Here is a 17,832-nt window from a genome sequence, read left to right as displayed (position 1 = left end):
CCATGTCCGGCGACATCGGCGACATGAAGGCCCTGCTGGCGAAAGTCGCCACGGGGGCCAGCCTGTCCGAGCGGGAGGCGGAGGACGCCTTCGGCATCATCATGTCCGGCAACGCCACCCCGTCCCAGATGGGCGGTTTCCTGATGGCCCTGCGGGTGCGTGGGGAGACGGTGGCGGAGATCACCGGTGCCGCCCGCACCTTGCGCTCCAAGGTGATCGGGATTGAGGCGCCGCCGGGCACCATCGACACCTGCGGCACCGGCGGCGATTCAGCCGGGACTTACAACATCTCTACCGCCGTGGCCTTCGTGGTGGCGGGGTGCGGCGTGCCGGTAGCCAAGCACGGTAACCGGGCCATCAGCAGCAAATCGGGTGCGGCCGACGTCTTGGGCGCCCTGGGCCTGAACCTGGACGCGGACTTCGGCCTGGTCCGCCAGGCGCTGTGGGAGGCTCGCATCGCCTTCCTGATGGCGCCGCGGCACCACACGGCCATGCGCAACGTGGCGCCCACGCGGGTGGAGCTGGGCACCCGCACCATCTTCAACCTGATGGGCCCGCTGGCCAACCCGGCGGGGGCCAAGCGGCAGCTCATGGGCGTCTTCGCCCGGCAATGGGTGGAGCCGCTGGCCGAGGTGCTGGGCCGGCTGGGGTCGGAGGCGGCCTGGGTCGTCCACGGCTCCGACGGGCTTGATGAGATCACCACCACCGGCCCCAGCTATGTGGCCGAGCTGAAGAACGGCACGGTTCGGTCCTTCGAGATCACCCCGGAAGATGCCGGCCTGCCCCGCGCGAGCGCCGACGACCTTCGCGGCGGTGACGCGGAGGCCAATTCCGTGGCCCTGCGCGCCGTGCTGGCCGGGCAGACGGGGCCCTACAGGGACATCGTGCTACTGAACGCGGCGGCAGCCCTCATCGTCGCCGGCAAGGCGGGGGACCTCAAGCAAGGCGTGGCCCTGGCGGCGGAAAGCATCGCCAGCGGGGCCGCAGCCAAGGCCCTCGACCAGCTTGTCGCCATCACCCACGCCCCGGGAATCAGCGAATGACCGACGTCCTGGCCCGCATCTGCGCCGACAAGCGGGAGCATGTGGCCCGCCGCAAGGTGGTGCGCCCCCTCGCCTCTCTGGACGCCGCCGCCCGTGCCGCCAGCCCGCCCCGCGGCTTTGCCCGGGCGCTGGAGCTGGTGACGGGGGTGGGCCGCTGGGGCCTGATCGCGGAGATCAAGAAGGCCAGCCCCAGCAAGGGCGTTATCCGCGCCGACTTCGACCCGCCCACCCTGGCCAAGGCCTACAAGGCGGGCGGGGCCACTTGCCTGTCCGTGCTGACGGACGTGCCGTACTTCGAGGGGGACGACAGTTACCTCCAGGCCGCCCGGGCCGCCGTGGACCTGCCCTGCCTGCGCAAGGACTTCATGGTGGACACCTACCAGGTGGCGGAGAGCCGGGCCCTGGGCGCCGACTGCATCCTGATCATCATGGCCGCCCTGGACGACGCGCTGGCCCGCGACCTGTACGACGCCGCCACCCATTACGGCATGGACGTGCTGGTGGAGGTGCATGACGCGCCGGAGATGGAACGGGCCCTGAGGCTGCCCGGCGGGCTGCTGGGCGTGAACAACCGCAACCTGAAGACCCTGGCCGTGGACCTGGCCACGACGGAGGCCCTGGCCGCCATGGTGCCCCCCGGCCGCGCCCTGGTGGCGGAGAGCGGCATCCACTCGCCGGACGACCTGTCCCGACTGGCCAAGGTGGGCGCCCGGCGGTTCCTGGTGGGGGAATCGCTGATGGCCAAGCCGGACGTGACCGCCGCGACCCGCGCCCTGCTTTCCGCCACCCTGACCGACGCGGCCTGAGCCATGGGCGAGGAGAACCGCCTGACCCATTTCGACGCCAAGGGCAACGCGGCCATGGTGGACGTTTCCGCCAAGGAAGAGACGGAGCGCGTCGCCACCGCCCGCGGCACCGTGACGATGAAGCCGGAGACCCTGGCGCTGATCCGCGACGGGCAGATGGCCAAGGGCGACGTGCTGCAGGTCGCCCGCCTGGCCGGCATCATGGCGGCCAAGAAGACCTGGGACCTGATCCCCCTCTGCCACCCGCTGCTGTTGTCCAAGGTGGCCGTGGAGTTCACGCTGGACCCCGCCCGAGACGCCGTGGACATCGAGGCCACGGTGAAGCTGAAGGGCCGGACGGGCGTGGAGATGGAGGCGCTCACCGCCGTTTCCGTCGCCGCGCTGACCATCTACGACATGTGCAAGGCCGTGGACAAAGCCATGGCCATCTCCGACATCCGCCTGGCCTACAAGGCCGGGGGAAGAGTGGGACGTTTACCGCGGAATAATGGAGACCAGGGGTGGGCAAGCGGCGGTGGCCAAAGGCGGTCTTCTTTGCCGGGGCTGGCTTTCTGGCAGGCGTGTCGCTGCTTCCACTGCTGCTGTATTTCAACAGTATTTTCCTAAACCGTGAATGCATTCCATTGGCCGTAACAGTGAACAATGGGCAACCAAATGCGTCAGCTTTGATGATGAAATTGGATTCACTTGGGAATTACGGGCCGGGTAGGACATTACTGACTCAAGCTTTGATTGCCGCTCGCGATAGCAAAAAGTTCACTCACATTGTACTAGTGCGATTGAACCTTGAATCAATTCCGGAAGAAAGTTTTGCAATTGTAATAGATTTTTCCCAAACAAATAAATCTTGCTCCAAACAACTGGAAGAATTTTTGGTATCTTACATGCCAATCAATGGCCTAGTGCAGGCAATGCTGGATGCTGGATTGATGGCAAGAGAATTTGATTGTCCAATTATAAGCAAAATGTATGGCTCTGTGCCAGATTTTACATATATAAATGTCGAAACAAATTTGACTCAAATGGAAGCATCCGCATACAGAGAAATATACGTTTATAAAGATGGCCAGAAGGAAAACTTGAGATCGATTGTATATCCAATTTACCTTTCGAATAAGTTCCATCGCTTGTTCCGTTTCATATTCAAGAACTACTCCATTTCGCCCTTGAGTTGTGGCTATGATGACAGAGCCCTTGAAAACATCACGGAAAGTGAAGCCAAGTTTCTTCTTGGACTGATCGATGCGGTGGAGCCGCCCTTATGATTCCCGTCGCCGAGGCCCGCGCCCGCATCCTGGCCGGGGTAGTACCGCTCCCGGCGGAGCAGGTGGCGCTGACGGAGGCACTGGGGCGGGTGTTGGCGGAGGATGTGGCGGCGCGGCTGACCCACCCGCCGCTGGCGGTGTCCGCCATGGACGGCTGGGCGGTGCGGACGGCGGATATCCAGGCCCTGCCCGTGGAGCTTCGCCGCATCGGCAGCGCCCCGGCGGGCCAGCCCTTCCCCGGGACCCTGGGGCCGGGGGACGCCGTGCGCATCTTCACCGGCGGCGCCCTGCCGGACGGGGCCGACACGGTGGTGGTGCAGGAGGATTGCGACGATCTGGGCGAGTCCGTCCGGGTCAAGGACGGGTCCGGCCCGGGCCGCTGGGTCCGGCCGGCGGGGCAGGATTTCGCCGCCGGTGTCGTCGGTTTTAAGGCCGGGCGGCGGTTGGGGGTGCGGGACCTGTCCCTGGCGGCGGCCATGAACGTGCCCTGGCTGAAGGTGCGCCGCCGGCCGCGGGTCGCCATCCTGGCGACGGGGGATGAGATCGTCATGCCCGGCGATACCCTCGCCCCCGGCCAGATCGTCAGCTCCAACGCCCTGGCCATCGCCGCCCTGGTGAAGACCCTGGGCGGGGAGCCGCTGGACCTGGGCATCGCTAGGGACGAGGCCACCGCCCTGTCCCAGGCCCTGGACGGTGCCCGCGGGGCCGACCTGCTGGTCACCTGCGGCGGCGCGTCGGTGGGGGAGCATGATCTGGTGCGCAAGGTCCTGGGCGACCGGGGCCTGGACCTGGGTTTCTGGAAGATCGCCATGCGCCCGGGCAAGCCGCTGATGTTCGGCCGGCTGGACGGCATGCCGGTGCTGGGGCTGCCGGGCAACCCCGTCTCTTCCCTGGTCTGCGCCCTGCTGTTCCTGCGGCCCCTGCTGCTGGCCCTGCTGGGACTCCAGGCCGAGCCGCGCTTCATCCGCGCCGTGGCGGGCACGGACCTACCGGCCAATGACGGGCGGGAGGACTATTTGCGGGCCACCCTCGCCCCAGGCCCCGACGGCATGCCCGTCGCCACCCCCTTCCCCAAGCAGGACAGCGGCATGCTGAGCCGCCTCGCCTGGGCGGACGGGCTGGTCCTCCGCGCGCGCCACGCGCCCGCTGCCCCTGCCGGGACGGTTGTGGAAGTCCTGCCCCTGGACGACGTCTGATCCGAGTCTCAGGTCATAGGACCAGCTGCCGCACCGAATCGTCTTTGTCACGACTTCGACGTAATTCCCCGTCATACCTTGACGCAAATCGTGAACACACCTAGAACATATGCTTGACGTTCCGGGATTGTTCTATATCTTGTGGGACAGATAAGTCGGGGTACGACACCAGGGGGCGATATGCTCACGCGCAAGCAACAGGAACTGCTGCTCTTCATCAACACGCGCCTGAAGGACGGCGGCGTGTCCCCCTCTTTCGATGAGATGAAGGACGCGTTGGGCCTGAAGTCCAAATCCGGCATCCATCGTCTGATCACCGGGCTGGAGGAGCGGGGCTTCATCCGCCGCCTCGCCCACCGTGCCCGCGCGCTGGAGGTGGTGCGCCTGCCGGAGCAGTTGAGCCCCGGGGTGGTGACGCCCAAGGTGGCAGAGCCGGCGACCTCCCCGCGCTTCCGGCCCAACGTGATCGCCGGCAACTTCCGCGCCAACCTCACCGGCCGGGAGGCCAAGGGTGATACGGAGGCGGTGTCCCTGCCCCTCTATGGCCGCATCGCCGCGGGCTTGCCCATCGAGGCCATGCGCGACAACAGCAGCAGCATCGAGATTCCCGCCAGCATGCTGGGCGGCGGGGAGCACTATGCCCTGGAAGTGGCCGGCGACAGCATGGTGGAGGCCGGCATCCTGGACGGCGACACCGTAATCATCCAACGCTGCGACGGGGCCGACAACGGCACCATCATCGTCGCCCTGGTGGATGAGGCGGAGGTCACCCTGAAGCGCCTGCGCCGCAAGGGCAACTCCATCGCGCTGGAGCCCTGCAACCCGAACTATGAGACGCGGGTGTTCGGCGCCGACCGGGTCCGCGTCCAGGGCAAGCTGGTGGGCCTGCTGCGCCGCTACCACTGATCCCCTGCCCCACGTTCCCTCAGTTCCACGGCCGCGCCCCCGGGTGCGGCCGTACTGATTCCAGGGTCACCCGGCCGTCCTCACCGATGGACAAAGCATGGGCGCCACGCCGGGCGAGATCCAGGGCGTCAATCACAAGGGGGGCCGGACACTGCCGCGCTTCCAGCTTTGGCGCGATGACAAGGTCGGCGCGGCGGCAATCCTCCATCAGCGCCTCGGGACGCCACACCAGCGCGATGACTTTGCCGTTCCGGCGATATTGGCATCCAAGGCTGTCGCAACGAACGACCCCGTCTGATGTCCCTGCCTTGGGCCAAGCCTTCGGCTCTCCCTCCAGGCCATCCCGTTGCTGCCACTCCGCCGCCTCGAACCGGCCGGAGCGGCTACTGGAGAGCAGCAGCCCACCATCGGGCATCCGAAGCCCGACGAGGCTTCCGGAGTCGTTGATGCGCAGGTCCGGCTTTGGGGAGAGCGGGATCGCCAGGACGAACAGGGCGATCCCTGCCAACCCCGCCATGCGCCAGGGACGCAACCAGATCATCAGCCAAAGCCCACCGAACGTCACCGATGCCAAGGCCCAGACGGGCACCGCAGGCACCGTCAGCACCGCTCCCGGCAAGGCCGCCACGGCATGGGCCGTCCAGAGAATGAAGCGGATACCCCACCCCATCCCTTCCACGGCCCAGCCCTCGAGCCCGAGTGGCATGAGCAGATATGCCAGCAGGCCGCAGGGCATCACCCAGAAGCTGGTCACCGGCACCGCCAAAAGGTTTGCCAGCAAGCCGTAGTTGGCCACCTGCTGGAAATGGTAAAGGGCGAAGGGCATGGTTGCCGTGCCTGCCACCAAGGACGTCAGGCACACGCCGAAGACATAGAGCATCGCCTTCCGCAGCGGGCCGGCGCCCATCCGCCATGCGGCCATGCGCGGCTGGGCCCATTCATAGGCGGCGATCAGGGCAACAACGGCCCCGAATGACATCTGGAAACTCGGCCCCAGCATGGCGTCCGGCTGGAAAAGCAGTACTGCCGCCGCGGCCAAGGCCACGACCCGCATGGAGAACGGGTTTCGATCCGCCAAGACGGCCAGCAACATGACGCCGGTCATCAGGACGGAGCGCAGTGTCGGCACGGCCGCGCCCACCAGGGTCATGTAGGCCAGCACCGCCAACAGCGCCGCCACGGCCGCCCATTTCTTGATGGGGAAGCGGAGGGCGACGGGCTCGGCCAGGGCCAGCAGCGCCCGAAGGCTTAGAAACACCAAGCCGGCCACAAGCCCGATATGCAGGCCGGAGATGGACAAAAGGTGCTGAAGCCCCGACTCGCGCATGGCGACCAGATCGTCGGGGGGATCGCCCCTTGTTCACCCGTCAACAGGGCCGTCGTCACCGCGGCTTCCGCCCCCTCCAGCCGCATCCCCACCCGGTCGGCAATACCCAGGCGCGCCCCCTCCAGAAAGGCGCCGAACCGCCCGGTCCAGGTCAGCTGCGGGCCGGGCCGGGGCTCCACATGGCCCAGGGCGAAGCCGACGGCACCGATCCCCAAGAAATATGCGTGCCGACGGAAATCGTAGCCGCCGGGCTCAACCGGCGCCGGCGGCGGTTGCAGGACGGCGAAGACCCGGATGCGCTGGCCCGGGCTCGGCAACACGTCACCCGCCCGAAGCCGGACGCGGGCCCGGCCCGGTGTCGCTTCCCGTGCCAGTCCAGGGACGGAAAGCTCATCCAGGAGGACACGCGCCCCCTCGTCCAGGCGCTCCACATCCACCACGCGGCCTTCGATGCCGGAAGCTTCCAATTGCCCCTTGAGCACCGGTGCCGCCACCGACCAACTCCGCACCTGGGCACTGGTGAAGCCGAGGGCGCAGGCCAGCAGGGCCCCGGCGGCCAACCGACCCCAACCATCGGCCGCCCATGCCGCCCCGATCGCCGCAACCAATAGGACAAGGCCTGACCAGGCTGGCGGCTCTACCGGCAGGCTGAAATAGGCGCCGATCCCGACCCCGAGCATGACCGGCAACCACAGGGCCCAGCGCTGACGCTCCCGCGCCAGTGTGTCCGCCAGTCGGGCGCCGGTATCACGCAGCCGGAACAGAATCGGGTCCGCCCAGTCCGGGAGGCGGGGCCTATGGGCGTGCGAGCGCGTCACCTGGGTCATGCACGAGGGCTTCCGCTGTGCTAAACCAGCCTCCGCACACGCTATCACCTAACGACAAGATTGTGTCAGCCATGACCGTGGTCACCCGCTTCGCGCCCTCGCCCACCGGCTATCTCCATATCGGCGGTGGCCGAACGGCCTTGTTCAACTGGCTGTTCGCCAAGCGCCATGGCGGCAAGTTCCTGTTGCGGATTGAGGACACGGACCGCGCCCGCTCCACCCAGGCCGCGGTGGACGCCCTGCTGGACGGCTTGAGCTGGCTGGAGCTGAACTGGGACGGCGAGGCCGTCAGCCAGTTCGAACGCAAGGACCGCCATGCCGAGGTGGCGCGGGAGATGCTGGCCAACGGCCACGCCTATTACTGCTACGCGACGCCGGAAGAGCTGGAGGCGCTACGCGAGGAGCAGAAGGCGAAGGGCTTGCCCACCCGCTATGACGGCCGCTGGCGCGACCGCCACCCATCCGAGGCTCCGGCAGGGACCAAGCCGGTGATCCGGTTGAAAGCGCCCCAGGCGGGGGAGACGGTGGTCCATGACAAGGTCCAGGGCACCGTGACCGTGCAGAACACCCAGTTGGACGACATGATCCTGCTGCGCTCCGACGGCACGCCCACCTATCTGCTGGCGGTGGTGGTGGACGACCATGACATGGGTGTGACCCATGTGATCCGCGGCGACGACCATTTGACCAACACCTTCCGGCAGCTCCAGATCTACCACGCCATGGGCTGGACCCCGCCGGAGTTCGCGCACGTCCCCCTGATCCACGGGCCGGACGGGGCCAAGCTGTCCAAGCGCCACGGGGCACTGGCGATCGACGCCTACCGCGACATGGGTTTCCTGCCGGAGACCATGCGCAACTACCTGCTTCGGCTGGGCTGGGGACATGGCGATGACGAGATCATCAGCACCGCCCAGGCCATCGAGTGGTTCAACCTTGAGGGCATCGGCCGCTCGCCGTCGCGACTTGATTTCGCGAAGATGGAGAACCTGAACGCCCACTATATCCGAGAGGCGGAGGACACCCGGCTGGTGGCCCTGACCACGCCCTTTGTGGAGCAGAAGCTGGGCCGCGCGCTGATTGAGGCGGAGAGGGACCGGTTCCTGCGCTCCATCCCTGGCTTCAAGCCGCGGGTGAAGACCCTGGTGGAGCTGGCCGACGGGGCCCTGTTCCTGTTCCGCGCCCGGCCCCTGCCGCTGGACGAAAAGGCCGCCGCCCAGCTCAACGCCGAGGCCCGGGGCCAGCTCGCCACCCTGGCGGAGAAGTTTGCTGGCCTGAACGATTGGACCGCCGCAGCCGTGGAGCAGGTGGTGCGCGACTTCGCCGAGGCGGGCGGGTTGAAGCTGGGCAAGGTGGCCCAGCCGCTTCGCGCGGCGCTTACCGGCAGCACAGTCTCCCCGCCGATCTTCGAGGTCGCGGAAATCCTTGGAAAGGACGAGACATTGTCGCGCATGGAAGATGTCAAGAACGGTCCTTAAAATGGTGCAGCTGCGTTGCCAACGGTGCGACGCAGCACTACACTCCGCCCGCTTTTGAAGAACCCCCTGGGGCCCGGCCCCGCGACCCGATGCTTGAGGACGTGCCGACATGAGCCAGACGACGGCAAACCCCGCTGACACGGTGACCCTGACCGACAACCGAACCGGCAAGACCTTCACCCTGCCGATCCAGCACGGCTCCACCGGGCCGGCCGTCATGGACATCCGCAAGCTCTATGCAGAGACGGGCTGCTTCACCTACGACCCGGGCTTCACGTCCACGGCAAGCTGCGAGTCGAAGATCACCTATATCGACGGTGACGAGGGCATCCTCCTGCATCGCGGCTACCCCATCGAGCAGCTGGCCGAACAGAGCGACTTCCTGGAGGTCTGCTACCTGCTGCTGAACGGTGAGCTGCCCAGCCCCGCGGAGAAGGCCAAGTTCGAGCAGACCATCACGCGCCACACCATGGTGCATGAGCAGCTGGCGAACTTCTTCCGCGGTTTCCGCCGCGACGCCCACCCAATGGCCATCATGTGCGGCGTGGTCGGTGCCCTGTCGGCCTTCTATCATGACAGCACGGACATCAATGACCCGCACCAGCGGATGGTGGCGTCCCATCGGCTGATCGCCAAGGTGCCGACCATCGCCGCCATGGCCTACAAGTACTCGGTCGGCCAGCCCTTCGTGTACCCGCGCAACGACCTGGGCTACGCCGAGAACTTCCTGCACATGACCTTCGCGGTCCCGTGTGAGCCTTACAAGGTGAACCCGGTCATTGCCAAGGCGATGGACCGGATCTTCATCCTGCATGCCGACCATGAGCAGAACGCCTCCACCTCCACGGTGCGCCTGGCGGGCTCCTCCGGCGCCAACCCGTTCGCCTGCATCGCGGCCGGTATCGCGTCCCTCTGGGGTCCCGCCCATGGCGGCGCCAACGAGGCCGTGCTGAAGATGCTGACCGAGATCGGCCACAAGGACCGCATCCCGGAGTTCGTGAAGCGCGCCAAGGACAAGAACGACAGCTTCCGCCTGATGGGCTTCGGCCACCGGGTCTACAAGAACTTCGACCCGCGGGCGAAGGTCATGCGCCAGACCTGCAGCGAGGTGCTGGCCGAGTTGGGGATCAAGGACGACCCGCTGCTGGACATCGCGGTGGAGCTGGAGCGGATCGCCCTGCAGGACGAGTATTTCGTCGAGAAGAAGCTCTACCCGAACGTGGACTTCTATTCGGGCATCATCCTGAAGGCCATCGGCTTCCCCACCAGCATGTTCACCGTGCTGTTCGCCCTGGCCCGCACCGTGGGCTGGATCAGCCAGTGGAAGGAGATGATCGAGGATCCGGTCCAGAAGATCGGTCGTCCCCGCCAGCTCTATACCGGTGCGACGCGGCGCGACTATCGCCCGCTGAACGAGCGTGGCTGAGCAGAGGCATACCAACCACACAGGGGGCGGGCCGCACGGGCCCGCCCCATCGCTTTCCTATGGCCCGGCGTCTGCCCTTTTCTGGCGCCGCCCGGGCGAGGTTGCCAATGACAACCCGGTCCCGATGGCCAAGCAGGTCCGCCGGGTCATACGATTGGGGATCATCCTGACCCTGGTCGGGATGCTGGCTTACACAGTTCTGGCACTCTGAGCGGCAAGGCCCCCAGCGGGGCTGATCAAAGCCGGTGCCGGGCTTTCATCACATCCAAAACGACAGCTGCCGCCCGATGACTGGGCGGCACGTCACCCTGCCCCAGCCACCGGGAGACTTCCTCCACGCCCTCGATCTGCACTTGGCGGGCAGCCGGGTCGGACAGCAGGCGGCCTACGGCCGACGCGAGCTTCTCCGGCGTACAATCGGCCTGCAACAGCTCGGGCACCAACGGTCGGTCGAGCATGATGTTGACCAGGTTCACGTACTTGACCGTGATCAGCCGGCGGTACAGCCGGTAAGTCAGCGGGTGGATGCGGTAGGCGATCACCGCCGGCAACCGCGCTAGGGCTAACTCCAGCGCCACGGTGCCGGAGGCTGCCAGTGCAGCCGTGCTGGCGGCAAAGGCGTCGTACTTGTCCTGGTCGCCCTCGATGAGGATGACCGGCACCGGCCAGGTCTTCACCGCATCCCGCACCAGCCCCGCAACCTGCGGCACGGTGGGGACCACGACCCGCAAGCCGGGATGGCCGTCTACAAGCAGGCGCAATGTTGCCCCGAAGTCGGGCAGCAACGTCGTCACCTCGCTCCGTCGGCTGCCGGGCAGGATGGTCAGCAGCGGTTCATCTGGGCCGATGCCATGCTTGGCCCGGAAGCGGGCGCCATCCCCCTTGTCCGCCCCGCCCTCCACCACTGGGTGGCCGACGAAGGTGCAGGGCAGGCCCTCCTTCTCGAAATAGGGGGCTCGAAGGGCAGCAGGGCCAACAGATGGTCCAGGAAAGCGGCGACCTTCCTCGCCCGCTTCGGCCGCCACGCCCAGACAGTCGGCGCAACATAATGGATCAGGGGAACCCCGCTGCCTGCCTTCCGCAGCCGCTTGCCGATGCGGAAGCAGAAGTCCGGTGCGTCGATGGTCACCACCACGTCCGGCCTCAGCGACAACACCGACTTGGTGGTCTGGTTCAGCCGGCGCAGCAGGTTCGGCAGCTTGGGCAGCAGCTCGGCGAGGCCGAACAGGGCCAGGTCCGACATGGGGAACAGGGATTCTAGCCCTTCCGCCATCATCCGTTCGCCGCCCACGCCAGCGAATCGCACCCGCCCGCCCGTGGCCTCGCGCAGGGCGGCCATCAGACGGGCACCCAGCACGTCGCCGGAGGGCTCGCCGACCAGCAGGAAGACCAAGGGCGTGTCGCTCACGGTTTCGGATCCCCCGCGTCACCAGCCACGCCGACGACGAACAGGCCCATGGAGTCGGCCAGCCGCCGCACCTCATCACGCCCGAGAAGCAGGGTATTCCCCGCCTCCGCCGCGATGCCTGCAAATCCGGCCGCGGCCGCCTGCCGGACGGTCACCGGACCGATGGTGGGCATGTCCAGACGCTGGTCCTGCTGCGGCTTGCGCACCTTGACCAGGACGGGCCCGGGGCCCTGCCGCTTCAGGCCGGCGCAGCGGGCGATCAGGGCATCCGTGCCCTCGATAGCCTCCACGCCCAGCACCAAGCCCTGCTGCACGACGACCGACTGGCCCACGTCCAACTCACCAATGGCCCGGGCAACCCTGACCCCATGGGCGATGTCGGCGACCGCGGTTGCATCCGGACCGGTGGCACTGAGCTGTTCCAAGGGCGTGAGCAGGTCGGCTACCAGTTCCTGCACCCCGACGACCCGGAAACCTTCTTCCTCAAGGACTGAAACGACCCCGCGAAGCAGCCCGTCATCACCCAGGGCCTTGGCCCCGATCCGGGCGAAGAACTGGGCGGCTTTCCAGTCCGGCCGCAGCTCGGCCAGGGACGGTCGCCGGACAGGGCCGGCCATGACGATGTCGGTGACCCCCTCCGCCTTCAACCGCGCGAGGATGGCGCCGGCAGCCCCCATGCGGAAGCTGGCCAAGGGCGTCCCGGGTGGGAATCCGGCAGGCTGGGCATGTCCCTCAAGGGCCACGACGAAGTGGGGCCGGTTGTCCTGTTGGCAGGTTTCCGCAAGGCGGGCAGGAAGTTCTCCCCCGCCCGCCAGGATGCCCAGCTTCCCGGCCATTGGTCAGCGCGGGAGTGTCAGGGCGCGGGAGCCGCGCTCCGTCAGGAAGGCAAGCAGTTCCGTTACGAGCTGGCGGTCCGCGAAGGACTGGGCCACCTGGACCTTGCGTTCAGCCAGGGTCCCTTCCCCGGCGAAAAGCTGCTTGAAGGCGGCGCGGAGGCCGTTGATCTCCTCCTTGGCGAAGCCGCGCCGTTCCAGCCCCACCAGGTTCAGCCCTGCCAGGAACCCGCGCTCCCCTTTCACCAAGCCATAGGGAATCACGTCCGCCTCCACGCCGGTCATGCCGCCGATCATGGCATGGGGCCCGATGCGTACGAACTGGTGCACCGCCGACAGGCCGCCCAGCACGGCAAAGTCGCCGACTTCCACATGGCCGCCCAGGGTGGCATTGTTGGCGAGGATGACATTGTTGCCGACGATGCAGTCATGGCCGACATGGACGCCCACCATGAAAAGGCCGTTGTCGCCGACCCGCGTGACCATCCCGCCCCCTTCCGTGCCGGGGTTCATGGTGACGTTCTCACGGATCCGGTTGTTCCGACCGATGACCAGTTCCGACGGCTCCCCCTTGTATTTCAGGTCCTGGGGGCGTGGCCCAGGCTGGCAAAAGGATAGACCACGGAACCGGCACCGATCCGGGTCCGTCCCGCCACCGCCACATGGGACAGCAGGCGCACCCCGTCGCCAAGTTCCACGTCGGGGCCGACCACGCAGAAGGGGCCGATCTCCACGCCCGTGCCGAGGCGGGCCGCCGGATCGACGACCGCGGAGGGGTGGATGGTCACGCTCATGAAACCTGTCCTGGGTTGGCGGTAGGGCCTGATCGTACTAGCTGTCCATGACAATCATGGCTGCATAGGTAGCCTCGGCGCAGACTTGGCCGTCCACGACGGCCTCCCCCCGGAACTTCCAGACATTGCGCCGATTCTGGACCTTCTGGACCTTGATGTGGATCTGGTCGCCCGGGCCGATGGGCCGGCGGAAACGGGCTTCCTCGATGGTCATGAAATAGACCAGCTTGCCTTCCGCGACATCACCCAGCGTGTGCATCACCAGCACGGCGCTGGTCTGCGCCATCGATTCGATGATCATCACCCCAGGCATGACCGGCTTGGTCGGGAAGTGGCCGGGAAAGAACGGCTCGTTGATGGTGACGTTCTTGATGCCCGTGCAGCTTTCGCCGGGGATGATGTCGATGATCTTGTCCACCAGCAGCATCGGATAGCGGTGGGGGATCATCTCCATGATGCGCTGGATATCCAGCGTCCCCAGAACCTTCGTCTCAGCCGAATCAGCCATCGTCCCGTTCACCTTTTCCCCGCACCAACCGGCCGAGTGCCGCCACCTGCCGGAGCCATTGGCGCATGGGAACCGCGGGCGACCCGCCCACCTCGGCTCCCGGCGCCACGTCGCGCATCACGCCGCTCTGGGCGGCGATGCGGGCCCCGGCCCCGATCTTCAGGTGGCCAGTGACCCCCGCCTGGGCGGCGAGGACCACATGGTGGTCCAACCTGGTGCTCCCCGAAATCCCAGCCTGGGCGACGACAACGCAGCCCGGACCGAGGGTGACGTTGTGCCCGATCTGCACGAGATTATCAATCATGCTGCCCCGGCCGATGACCGTGTCCGGCCCGGCACCGCGGTCGATGGTGACGTTCGCCCCCACCTCCACGTCGTCCTCGATGATGACGCGACCAAGCTGCGGCACCCGGACGTGGCCGGCCGCGTCCATGGCGAAGCCGAACCCGTCCTGGCCGATGCGGGCGCCGGGATAGATCACGACCCGGGAACCGACCAGGCAGTGGCTGAGGGAGGCGCAGGGCCCGACCACTGTGTCGTCCCCGATTTCCACGCTCCGGCCCACGACGGCGTTCGCGCCGATACGGCAGCGGGCGCCGATCCGGGCACCGGCTTCGACGACGGCGCCGGGGGCCACCTCCGTCCCCTCCCCGACCTGCGCCGTGGGATGGACATGGGCCCCCGGGTTGACGCCGCTTTCCGGCTTCGGGAGGGGATAGAAGGCTTGGGCGCAGAGCGCGTAACCCTTGTAGGGCTTCTTGGTCAGCAGCAGGGCCATGCCGGCCGGCGCCTTATCCGCCAAAGCGGGATGCACCACGCAGGCACCGGCCCGGCTTGCGGCGAAGGCTTCGACGTATTTGCGGTTGTCCAAGAAGCTGAGCTGGTCCGATCCCGCTTCCTGCAGCGGGGCGACGTCATGGAGCAGGCGGTCCGGGTCCGCTCCGGGCGCCAGGTCCGCCCCGGCGATCCGGGCAAGTTCCGCCAGGCGGAAAGGCCCGGCGCGGTGGAAGAAGCGTGGGTCGGCCATGTCATCACCGGCAGGGAATCTGGGATGGGAAGGTCACTGGGGAAGGTTGACCTTGACCTCAGGCAAACGGGTGTTCAGCCGTTGCAGGGCCGTGTCCGTGATGTCCAAGCTGTCATTGGCCTGGTAGAACACGAACTCGCTGGAAATGACCAGGGTGGCCCCCCGTTCCGCGGCAATCTCCCCGATCACCACGCGGATGGTTTCCAGCATGGTCGTCCGGGCCTGGAGGAAGGCCGCATCAAGCTTGCGGGTCTTTTCCTGGGTCACGCGGCTGGTGGCCGTGACCTCGTTCCCGAACTCGATCCGCTTCCGGTCGAACTCGTCAGGCTGGAGCGAGGGGCGCAGTCGGGCAAGTTCCTGCTCCGCCTGGCGCTGTTGCTCGTACTGGGCCGCCATCTCCCGCTGGAGGATTTCCCGCTGGGAGGCGAGCTGGCGCTGGATGCTTTGGTTGGCCAGAGACTGCTGGAGCAGCCGCTGCACATCGACCACCACCATGGTGTCCCGGGCAGCGACAGGCCGCGCCCCCTCCCCGCTGCCCTGGGCAAAGGCCGGAGAAGCGCAAACCGCCGCCCCGAGAAGGGCGGCGGCGAGCGCGAGGAGGCGTGGCCGGCGCTGCATGCCCGGCCCCGTCAGAACCGGGTACCGAAGCTGAAGCGGAAGACCTCGTCCTGGTCGTACTCTTCCTTCTTGATCGGGTAAGCCAGATCAAGGCGGATCGGTCCGAAGGGTGACCGCCAGGAGAGGCCCACGCCCGCGGACCAGCGGATGGACGAGCTGTCGCGGAACAGGTCGCCCGCTTCTGCTTCCTCGCCCGACTTGGTCAGGGTACCGGCATCGGTAAAGGCGTGGGCCTTCACGCCCAGCTCGTCCGGCAGGCCGATGGGCAGGGTCAACTCCAGGCTCAGGCGAGAGAAGATTTTGCCGCCCAGGGCATCGCCTTCCTCGTCGATGACGTTGCCGTTGCTGTCCAACTGGAACGCCCGCGGCCCAATGCCACCCGGCTCGAAGCCGCGCAGCGTGTCGCCGCCCAGGAAGAAGCGGTCGTTGATGCGGATCGGCTTGCCCAGCCCCAACAGGAGGCCCGCCTCCGACGTCAGCGACAAGACCCAGTCGTCGAAGAAGCCCCAATAGGTGGCGGCGGTGATGCGGTTGCGCAGGTAACGCACGCTGCCGCCGATGCCGGCGAACTCATTCGCCAGCAGGATGTAATAGCCGTCGGTCGGGTTCAGGCGGCTGTCACGGGCATCATACAGAAGGTCGGAGCCGATGGCCGAGGTGACCGTCGTCCCCTCCTGGTCGATGAGGAACCGGGATGAGCCGAACCGCACGTTCTCGATCGTGTTCTCGGCCAGGGTATAGGTCAGGCGCTGACGCAGCCGGTCCGAGAGGGGGTAACCGGCGCGCAGGGAGACGCCGGTGCTCTTCAGGTCGTAGGAAATGGTGTCACGGTTGTCACGGACGATGCGGAAGACGTCGATGCCCGCCGCGAGGTCGCGCTCAAGGAAGTAGGGCTCCGTGAAGCTCAGGTCCACCTCGAAGGTGCGGCTGGAGAGGAGCGTGGACAGGCGAACGTCCTGGCCCTTGCCGCGGAAGTTCCGCTGACGGATGGAGAAGTCCAACAGGGCGCCGTCGTTGGTGGAGTAGCCGGCGCCCAACTGGATTTCACCGGTGGACTCCTCCTGCACCGTCACGGTGACGACCGACTGGTCTCGGCTGCTGCCTTCCGCCGTCTTCACCTCCACGCCGCCATCCTGGGCGAAGAAACCCAGGTCCTTGATGCGCTGCTCGGACCGCTTGACCTTGGACAGGCTGAAGGCGTCGCCCTCCGCCAGCAGCATCTCGCGGCGGATCACCTTGTCCAGGGTCTGGGTGTTGCCGACGATGTCGATGCGCTCGACGAAGACCCGCGGGCTCTCGTTGATCTCGAAAACCAGGTCGACGGTCTGGGTCTCCGGGTTCCGCTGCAGCAGAGGGTCGATGTTGATGAAGGCGTACTGCAGGTCACCCAGCCGATTGGTCAGCTTGGTGATGCTGCTCTCGATCAGGTCGGCGTTGTACCATTCCCCGGCCCGCGCATCGATCGCCGTGCGCAGCGTCTCGGGGTTCAGGTCGGGGATGTCGCTCTTGATCTCGATATTGCCGAACCTGTAGCGCTTGCCCTCGTCCAGCGTCATCGTGATGAAGAAGTTTTCCCGGTCCGGCGTCAGCTCCGCAAGCGACGACAGGACCTTGAAGTCGGCATAGCCGTTGCGCAGGTAAAAGCGCCTGATCTGCTCCTGGTCGTAACGCAGGCGATCCGGGTCATAGGTGTCGTTGCTGGACAGGAACCGCCACCAGCGCGACTCCTTGGTCAGCATAATCTCCCGCAGTTCACCGTCATCGAACACGTTGTTGTTGATGAAGTTGATCTGCTGCACGCCGGTGAGGGCGCCCTCGTCGATCTCGAACACCAGGTCGACGCGGTTCTGTTCCAGCTGGATGATCTTGGGTTCCACCCGCGCGGCGAAGCGGCCGCTGCGGCGGTAAATCTCCAAGATGCGCTGGACGTCTGCCTGCACGCGGCTGCGGGTATACACCACGCGGGGCCGCAACTGCACCTCGGCCCCCAGATCCTCCAGCTTCACCCGCTTGTTCCCCTCGAAGGAGATGCGGTTGATGATGGGGTTCTCCACGACATTGACCACCAGGGTCCCGCCTTCGCGACGAAGGCTGACGTCGGCGAACAGGCCCGTGGCGAACAGGGACTTCAGCGACTGGTCGATGCGATCCGGGTTGAACGGGTCGCCAGGCGCGACGACAAGGTACGACCGTACGGTCGCGCCCTCGATGCGCTGGGTTCCCTCAACCCGGATGTCACGGATGGTGCCGCCGTCGAAGGCCTCTTGGGCCATGGCGCCCGTGGAAAGCGCAATGACGGACGTTGCGGTGGTGCTGCCGAGCAGCAGGCACAGCGCCGCGAACCTGGAAACCGAACCCAAGCGTTCCCCC

At 66.7% G+C, this 17,832-nt stretch carries 14 protein-coding genes and 3 pseudogenes; 8 read left to right on the top strand and 9 right to left on the bottom strand.

All coding sequences use genetic code 11. From position 1 onward, the window contains the following. Nucleotides 1-2: 2 nt before the first annotated feature. The 6 genes and pseudogenes from trpD to lexA all read left to right on the top strand — a co-directional run bounded on the left by trpD (nucleotide 3) and on the right by lexA (nucleotide 5,216). Complete coding sequence (trpD, locus tag HHL28_RS06530; RefSeq protein WP_075769436.1) at nucleotides 3-1,043, top strand: anthranilate phosphoribosyltransferase; 1,041 nt, start codon at nucleotides 3-5, stop codon at nucleotides 1,041-1,043. Then, nucleotides 1,040-1,849 carry an indole-3-glycerol phosphate synthase TrpC gene (trpC, locus tag HHL28_RS06525; RefSeq protein WP_075769435.1) on the top strand — a complete coding sequence of 270 codons (810 nt, stop codon included), beginning with the start codon at nucleotides 1,040-1,042 and terminating at the stop codon, nucleotides 1,847-1,849. The genes trpD and trpC overlap by 4 nt, the downstream gene beginning before the upstream one ends. A gap of 3 nt (nucleotides 1,850-1,852) precedes the next feature. Next, a pseudogene (gene moaC, locus HHL28_RS06520) lies at nucleotides 1,853-2,337 on the top strand (cyclic pyranopterin monophosphate synthase MoaC). Nucleotides 2,338-2,349: 12 nt separating this feature from the next. Then, nucleotides 2,350-3,114 carry a hypothetical protein gene (locus tag HHL28_RS06515; protein ID WP_169654880.1) on the top strand — a complete coding sequence of 255 codons (765 nt, stop codon included), beginning with the start codon at nucleotides 2,350-2,352 and terminating at the stop codon, nucleotides 3,112-3,114. Continuing rightward, nucleotides 3,111-4,310, top strand: coding sequence for a molybdopterin molybdotransferase MoeA (locus HHL28_RS06510; RefSeq protein ID WP_075769433.1), 1,200 nt, complete (start codon nucleotides 3,111-3,113; stop codon nucleotides 4,308-4,310). Before HHL28_RS06515 ends, HHL28_RS06510 begins: the two co-directional genes overlap by 4 nt. Before the next feature lie 180 nt (nucleotides 4,311-4,490). Continuing rightward, a complete protein-coding gene (lexA, locus tag HHL28_RS06505) occupies nucleotides 4,491-5,216 on the top strand; it encodes a transcriptional repressor LexA (protein ID WP_075769432.1) in 726 nt (241 codons plus the stop codon). 19 nt (nucleotides 5,217-5,235) lie between these two features. Here the strand turns inward: lexA and HHL28_RS06500 are convergent, their stop codons facing one another. Both HHL28_RS06500 and HHL28_RS06495 read right to left on the bottom strand, forming a co-directional pair. Beyond that, nucleotides 5,236-6,543, bottom strand: coding sequence for a ComEC/Rec2 family competence protein (locus HHL28_RS06500; protein ID WP_169654878.1), 1,308 nt, complete (start codon nucleotides 6,541-6,543; stop codon nucleotides 5,236-5,238). Next, nucleotides 6,465-7,370 (bottom strand): DUF4131 domain-containing protein, encoded by a 906-nt coding sequence (locus HHL28_RS06495; RefSeq protein WP_169654876.1) that lies wholly within the window; start codon nucleotides 7,368-7,370, stop codon nucleotides 6,465-6,467. The genes HHL28_RS06500 and HHL28_RS06495 overlap by 79 nt, the downstream gene beginning before the upstream one ends. Before the next feature lie 71 nt (nucleotides 7,371-7,441). Here HHL28_RS06495 and gltX point away from each other — a divergent pair, with 71 nt between their 5' ends. Continuing rightward, nucleotides 7,442-8,848, top strand: a complete 1,407-nt coding sequence (gene gltX, locus HHL28_RS06490) for a glutamate--tRNA ligase (protein WP_075769431.1) — start codon at nucleotides 7,442-7,444, stop codon at nucleotides 8,846-8,848. A 109-nt stretch (nucleotides 8,849-8,957) separates the two neighbouring features. Next, on the top strand, nucleotides 8,958-10,274 hold the full coding sequence (gene gltA, locus HHL28_RS06485) for a citrate synthase (protein ID WP_075769430.1): 1,317 nt from the start codon (nucleotides 8,958-8,960) through the stop codon (nucleotides 10,272-10,274). Nucleotides 10,275-10,510: 236 nt separating this feature from the next. Here the strand turns inward: gltA and lpxB are convergent. From lpxB to bamA, 7 genes and pseudogenes are all read right to left on the bottom strand, one after another. Further along, nucleotides 10,511-11,613: pseudogene (gene lpxB, locus HHL28_RS06480) on the bottom strand (lipid-A-disaccharide synthase). Between the two features lie 65 nt (nucleotides 11,614-11,678). Then, nucleotides 11,679-12,518 carry an LpxI family protein gene (locus tag HHL28_RS06475; protein WP_075769428.1) on the bottom strand — a complete coding sequence of 280 codons (840 nt, stop codon included), beginning with the start codon at nucleotides 12,516-12,518 and terminating at the stop codon, nucleotides 11,679-11,681. A gap of 3 nt (nucleotides 12,519-12,521) precedes the next feature. Next, nucleotides 12,522-13,309, bottom strand: a pseudogene (gene lpxA, locus HHL28_RS06470) (acyl-ACP--UDP-N-acetylglucosamine O-acyltransferase). 37 nt (nucleotides 13,310-13,346) lie between these two features. Then, the gene (fabZ, locus tag HHL28_RS06465) at nucleotides 13,347-13,817 is read right to left on the bottom strand and encodes a 3-hydroxyacyl-ACP dehydratase FabZ (RefSeq protein ID WP_075769426.1); all 471 of its coding nucleotides are present in this window, start codon (nucleotides 13,815-13,817) and stop codon (nucleotides 13,347-13,349) included. Continuing rightward, nucleotides 13,810-14,844, bottom strand: a complete 1,035-nt coding sequence (lpxD, locus tag HHL28_RS06460) for a UDP-3-O-(3-hydroxymyristoyl)glucosamine N-acyltransferase (RefSeq protein ID WP_075769425.1) — start codon at nucleotides 14,842-14,844, stop codon at nucleotides 13,810-13,812. The genes fabZ and lpxD overlap by 8 nt, the downstream gene beginning before the upstream one ends. Nucleotides 14,845-14,877: 33 nt before the next feature. Further along, a complete protein-coding gene (locus HHL28_RS06455; protein WP_169654874.1) occupies nucleotides 14,878-15,339 on the bottom strand; it encodes an OmpH family outer membrane protein in 462 nt (153 codons plus the stop codon). A 134-nt stretch (nucleotides 15,340-15,473) separates the two neighbouring features. Next, nucleotides 15,474-17,822, bottom strand: a complete 2,349-nt coding sequence (gene bamA, locus HHL28_RS06450; RefSeq protein ID WP_075769423.1) for an outer membrane protein assembly factor BamA — start codon at nucleotides 17,820-17,822, stop codon at nucleotides 15,474-15,476. Between the last annotated feature and the right edge of the window lie 10 nt (nucleotides 17,823-17,832).

This window comes from Aerophototrophica crusticola (assembly GCF_012913305.1).
In the GTDB taxonomy this organism is placed as follows: domain Bacteria; phylum Pseudomonadota; class Alphaproteobacteria; order Azospirillales; family Azospirillaceae; genus Niveispirillum; species Niveispirillum crusticola.
This window is presented reverse-complemented; position numbering and strand designations above follow the sequence as displayed.